This window comes from Streptomyces sp. adm13(2018), from assembly GCF_008042145.1.
In the GTDB taxonomy this organism is placed as follows: Bacteria; Actinomycetota; Actinomycetes; order Streptomycetales; family Streptomycetaceae; genus Streptomyces.
In genome coordinates, this window is the sequence record NZ_RDBH01000271.1 from 1 (window position 1) to 4962 (window position 4962).

The window sequence follows — 4962 nt, forward strand, 5'->3', positions numbered from 1 at the left end:
GCCGCGGACGATCGCCCGGACGCCGGGCGATCGTCCGCGGCCGGCACCAGCTGCACGCCCTGGAGTTCACCGGCGAGCAGGACGCCGGACGCGAGTTCCAGCACCGCAACGACGAGCTGCTGTACGTCGCCGACGGCGCCGCCGAGGTCGAGGCCGAGGGACGCGCGTACCGCCTCGGGCGCGGCGACACCCTCTACCTCTCGGGCGGCGTGCGGCACCGCTGGCGGGCGACGGAGGCCGGCACCCGGCTGCTCGTCGTCGCGGTCGCGGAGCACGTCGAGGCCGAGGAGGAGTGACCACCGGCCGCGGCACGGTCCGGAGGGTCGTCTCCCTCGTGCCGTCCCTGACCGAGGCCGTCGCCGTCACCGCGCCCGGCCTGCTGGTCGGGGCCACGGACTGGTGCAGCCATCCCGCGGACCTCGGCGCGGCGCGGATCGGCGGGACCAAGAACCCCGACGTCCGCGCGATCGCCGCCCTCCGCCCCGACCTCGTCCTCGCCAACGAGGAGGAGAACCGGGCCGCCGACCTCGCCGAGCTCCGGGCCGCCGGGCTCGACGTCCTGGTCACCGGGATCCGCACCCTCGACGAGGGCTTCCGCGAGCTGGAGCGGGTCCTCGCCGCGTGCGGCGCGCCCCGCCGCCCCCGCTGGCTCGACGACGCCGAGGCCGCCTGGGCGGCCGTCACCCCCGAGGGCGATTCCACAGCCGTCGTGCCGATCTGGCGGCGCCCCTGGATGGTCCTCGGCCGGGACACCTTCGCCGGCGACCTGCTGGCCCGCCTCGGCGTCCGCAACCTGTACGCCGACCACCCCGAGCGCTACCCCCGGCTGCCGCTCGACGAGCTCCGCGCCGCCGCGCCGGACCTCGTCGTCCTGCCCGACGAGCCGTACCGCTTCACGGCCGACGACGGCCCCGAGGCCTTCCCCGGGACCGCCGCCGCGCTCGTCGACGGACGTCACCTCACCTGGTACGGCCCGTCTCTCGTCGAGGCGCCGCGGGTGCTGGGGCGGGCCCTGCGAGCAGCGCGCCGCTGAGCAGACCGCGGACCGTGTGGGTCCCGGCCACCAGCCAGGCCGCGACGAGGAGCACGTACAGGCCGACCGCGAGCCACCGGAAGGCGGCCAGGCCGGTGTGCTGCGCGAGCCCCTCGGCGCCGGTCACACAGGTCCCGACGGGGAACGTGAACGCCCAGAAGGTCATCGCGAAGCCCATCCCGCGGCGGCGTGCCCGCAGCACCATCGCGCCGGCGAGCGCCAGCCACAGCAGGGCGAAGCCCATGACGGGCACGCCGTAGAGGACGGCGAAGGAGGCGAAGCCGTGCGCGTACGGGGCGGGGAGCACGCCCGGGGCGACGTCGGCGAACTTGTTCGCGGCGGTCGTCGACTGACCGAGCGGGCCGAGCACGAGGAAGAGGGTGGGGGTGAGCGCGAGCGGCAGCGGACCGCCCGTCACGAGCCGGCCGAACACCAGCGGCAGCATCACCAGGGTCGCGAGGAGGCTGACGCCGAACATCGCCCAGCAGGCGAGGAGCAGGGTCTCCCGGGCCGGGCCCGCGGGCAGGTGGGGCACGAGCAGCGGGCCGAGCGCGGCGGAGACCATCGGGGCGACGACCGGCAGCAGCCACACCGGGGACGCGCTCTCGATCCGGTGGTGCACGACCATGAGGTACGGGATGCCGACCGCGGCCGCCAGCCCGACGACCGTGCCGACGGTGAACAGGACGGCGTCCAGCGCGACGGCGGCGGGCAGCCCGATCCAGTCCCGGCCCACGATCACCGCGCCGCCGCCGACCGCGAGCAGGGCCATCGACAGACAGCCGTAGAACGGTGCCACGGCCGGGTCCAGGAGATGGGCACGGGCCTGGTCGCGGTGGCGGGCCCAGTGCGCGGTACGGGCGGCGGCCAGGGCGAGCAGCATCGCGAGGGACAGCGCCCAGACCGCCGCGCAGGCGGTACGCAGGCCGGGGACGTCCACCGGGAGTCCCGCGCCCGCGCTGCCCACGATCGCCGTCCCCATCACGGCGGCGTACCAGTTGGGTCCGAGGTGACGGACGGAGCGGACCGGTGAGGCCCCCGGCCGGGCGCCGGGGGTGGTGGCGCGGACGGCGGGGAGCGGAGGTGCGAGGCTTGCCATGACTCCACCGTCGTCCGATCGCCCCGCCCCCACCAGGGATCTTGCGGCTATGACGTCATAAGCTGGGTTTATGGCCAGCAACGGGGAGCATCGCGGGGAGCGGCACGAGGAGCAGCAGCCGGGCGGGCGCAGGAGCGAGGAGTACGGCTCCGGGGGCCGGGCCCAGCTGCATCACCGGGTCCCGGACCTCGGGGCGCTCGAACTGCTCCTCGCCGTCGCACGGCACGGGAGCCTCGGCGCGGCCGCGCGGGAGGTCGGCATCACCCAGCCCGCGGCCAGCAGCCGGATCCGGTCGATGGAGCGGCAGCTGGGGGTGGCCCTGGTCGACCGTTCGCCGCGCGGCTCGCGGCTCACCGACGCGGGCGCGCTCGTCACCGACTGGGCGCGGCGGATCGTCGAGGCGGCCGAGGCCTTCGACGTGGGCGCGCTGGCGCTGCGCGGGCGGCGGGACTCCCGTCTGAGGGTGGTCGCGTCGATGACGATCGCCGAGTACCTGCTGCCCGGCTGGCTGATCGCGCTGCGCGCCGAGCGACCCGACACGGCGGTGTCGCTCCAGGCGGGGAACTCGGCGGTCGTCGCGGAGCGGCTCCTCGCGAACGAGGCCGACATGGGCTTCGTGGAGGGGCTCGCGGTGCCGGACGGCCTCGACGGGGTGGTCGTCGCGCACGACCGGCTCGTGATCGTGGCCGCGCCCTCGCACCCCTGGGCGCGCCGCCGCGGCCCGCTGGACCCGGTGGAACTCGCCGCCACCCCGCTGGTCCTGCGGGAACACGGCTCGGGCACCCGGCAGGTGCTCGACGCGGCCCTCTCGGGCCACGGCGGTCTCGCGCAGCCGCTGCTCGAACTCGCCTCGACGACGGCGGTCAAGGCCGCGGCGGTCAGCGGGGCCGGACCGGCCGTCCTCAGCGAACTCGCGGTCGCCGAGGAACTGGCCTCGCGGCGCCTGGTCGCCATCCCGGTCGAAGGGGCGCGGCTGCGCCGCGACCTCCGCGCGGTGTGGCCCGCCGGCCACCGCCCGACGGGTCCGGCCCGCGACCTGCTGTCCTTGACCCGCGCCCGGCCTGGGGGGTGACGGGCGGGGGCGGCGAGGGCGCGGGCCCCCGCCGGTCCGGGCTGCGCCGGTCCTCCGAGTGCCCGTACAGCGCCCCCGTTACGACCGCCGGGCGCTCCGTCAGATCCCCGTCGCCCGGTGCGTGATCCGTCCGTCCAGGACCGTCAGCAGGATCGGCAGGTCCGGGAGGTCCGTCGCCGGGGTCGTCAGCGGGCTGTCCGCGAACACCGTCACGTCGGCGCGGAAGCCGGGCGCGAGCCGCCCTGCCTCGTGCTCCTCGCCCGCCGCGTGCGCCGCCGCCGTCGTCATCCCGCGCAGCGCCTCCAGCGCCGTCAGTGCCTGCTCGGGGCCGTGCGGCGGGCTGCCGAGGTCACGGGAGGGACGCCGGTGCCGTGCGCCGGCCATCACGCCGAGCGGCGGGAACGGGGCGATCGGCCAGTCGGAGCCGAGCACCACCGCGGCCCCCGAGTCGACCAGGTCCCGGCAGCGCCACGCGCGCGAGGCGCGCTCCTCGCCGAGTCGGCGCGACCAGTTGTCGGTGTGGTCGGCGCGGGTGTAGTCGCAGCAGTGGGTGGGCTGCATGGAGGCGATCACACCCAGCTCCGCGAAGCGGCGCAGGGTGTCGTCCGGGACGGTCTCGATGTGCTCGACCCGGTGCCGCACCGCGCCCCCCTCACCGGCCCGCGCCTTCTCGACGGCGTCCAGCGCGTGCCGCACGGCCGCGTCGCCGATGGCGTGGGTCGCCGTCGCGACCCCCGCCCGGTGCAGCTCACCGATGATGCGCGTGTACGCCTCGGGGTCCGGCCAGAACGCGTGGGTGGACTCCCCGTGGCAGTCGGGCTTCTCCAGCCACGCGGTGCCGTTGTCGATGGTGCCGTCCATGAAGAGCTTCACGCCCGCGACCCGCCAGAGCGCGCCGCCGGTGCCCTGCCCGGCGATGAGGTCCCGTACGCCGTCCTCGTCCGTGCCGGGCTGGCACCAGGGCGCCACCCGGAGCCGCAGCGCCAGGTCGCCGGCCGCGTCGAGTTCCCCGTACAGGCGGAGGCTCTCGCCGTTCGCGTCCATGACGTGGCCGCCGGTGAGTCCGGCCGCGGCCATGGAACGCAGCGCCGCCGCGAGCCGTTCGCGGGTCTCCTCGGCCGTCGGTCGCGGGGCGACCCGTTCGACGAGTTCGCAGGCGGCGTCCTCCTGGAGCAGTCCGGTGGGGCGGCCGGAGGCGTCGCAGACGACCTCGGCGGATGCCTGGGCGAAGGTGCGGGGCCCGTCGACCCCGGCGAGTTCCAGGGCGCGGCGGCTGGCGAGCGCCGAGTGGGCGTCGAAGAGCAGCAGGAACGCCGGGATCCCGTCGAGGACCGTGTCGAAGGGGGCGATGTCGACGGTCCGGTCGCCGAAGACGTTCGGGTCGAGGCCCCAGCCGAAGAGCCAGTCGCCCCGGCCGAGGGTCCGGACCTCGCGGGCGAGCGCCTCCCGTACGTCGTCGACGTCGGAGCAGCGGGACAGGTCGAGGCCGTGGGTCAGCTCGGCGCCGCTCACGGGGTGCACGTGCCCGTCGACGAGCCCGGGGGTGACGACGGCGCCCTTGAGGTCCACGACGGAGGTGCCGGGCCCCGCGAGCGCGCGGATGTCGCGGTCGTCGCCCAGGGCGGCGATCCGGCCGTCGTCGGCGACGGCCAGCGCGGTGTCGGGCAGGAACGCCCCCGTGTCGGGGTCGAGCAGGCGGGCGGAGAGCAGGACGAGTCGGATGCGCACGGGTGGCTCCAGGAAGGGATGGGGGAGGGA

5 protein-coding genes are annotated in these 4962 nt (G+C 76.4%); 3 read left to right on the forward strand and 2 right to left on the reverse strand.

Annotated elements, in window-relative coordinates; translation table 11 throughout:
• Together EAO70_RS36475 and EAO70_RS36480 are read left to right on the forward strand one after the other, a co-directional pair.
• Nucleotides 1-296 (forward strand): cupin domain-containing protein (locus EAO70_RS36475; protein WP_148007070.1); only part of this gene is annotated, 296 nt, incomplete at its 5' end.
• Nucleotides 293-1033 (forward strand): helical backbone metal receptor, encoded by a 741-nt coding sequence (locus EAO70_RS36480; protein ID WP_148007071.1) that lies wholly within the window; start codon nucleotides 293-295, stop codon nucleotides 1031-1033. The genes EAO70_RS36475 and EAO70_RS36480, both read left to right, overlap by 4 nt.
• Here the strand turns inward: EAO70_RS36480 and EAO70_RS36485 are convergent.
• Complete coding sequence (locus EAO70_RS36485) at nucleotides 960-2132, reverse strand: TDT family transporter (RefSeq protein WP_148007072.1); 1173 nt, start codon at nucleotides 2130-2132, stop codon at nucleotides 960-962. The genes EAO70_RS36480 and EAO70_RS36485 overlap by 74 nt on opposite strands.
• A 70-nt stretch (nucleotides 2133-2202) precedes the next feature.
• Here EAO70_RS36485 and EAO70_RS36490 point away from each other — a divergent pair, with 70 nt between their 5' ends.
• Complete coding sequence (locus EAO70_RS36490) at nucleotides 2203-3204, forward strand: LysR family transcriptional regulator (protein ID WP_402117935.1); 1002 nt, start codon at nucleotides 2203-2205, stop codon at nucleotides 3202-3204.
• Between the two features lie 99 nt (nucleotides 3205-3303).
• On the opposite strand, the gene EAO70_RS36495 is transcribed toward EAO70_RS36490, so the two are convergent.
• Nucleotides 3304-4932 (reverse strand): amidohydrolase, encoded by a 1629-nt coding sequence (locus EAO70_RS36495; RefSeq protein WP_148007073.1) that lies wholly within the window; start codon nucleotides 4930-4932, stop codon nucleotides 3304-3306.
• Nucleotides 4933-4962: the final 30 nt, after the last annotated feature.

What these genes read in the sequence shown, in the direction of transcription:
- EAO70_RS36490 (WP_402117935.1), top strand. Translation starts at nt 2,203, where the DNA reads ATGGCCAGCAACGGGGAGCATCGCGGGGAGCGGCACGAGGAGCAGCAG.
- EAO70_RS36485 (WP_148007072.1), bottom strand. Translation starts at nt 2,132, where the DNA reads ATGGCAAGCCTCGCACCTCCGCTCCCCGCCGTCCGCGCCACCACCCCC.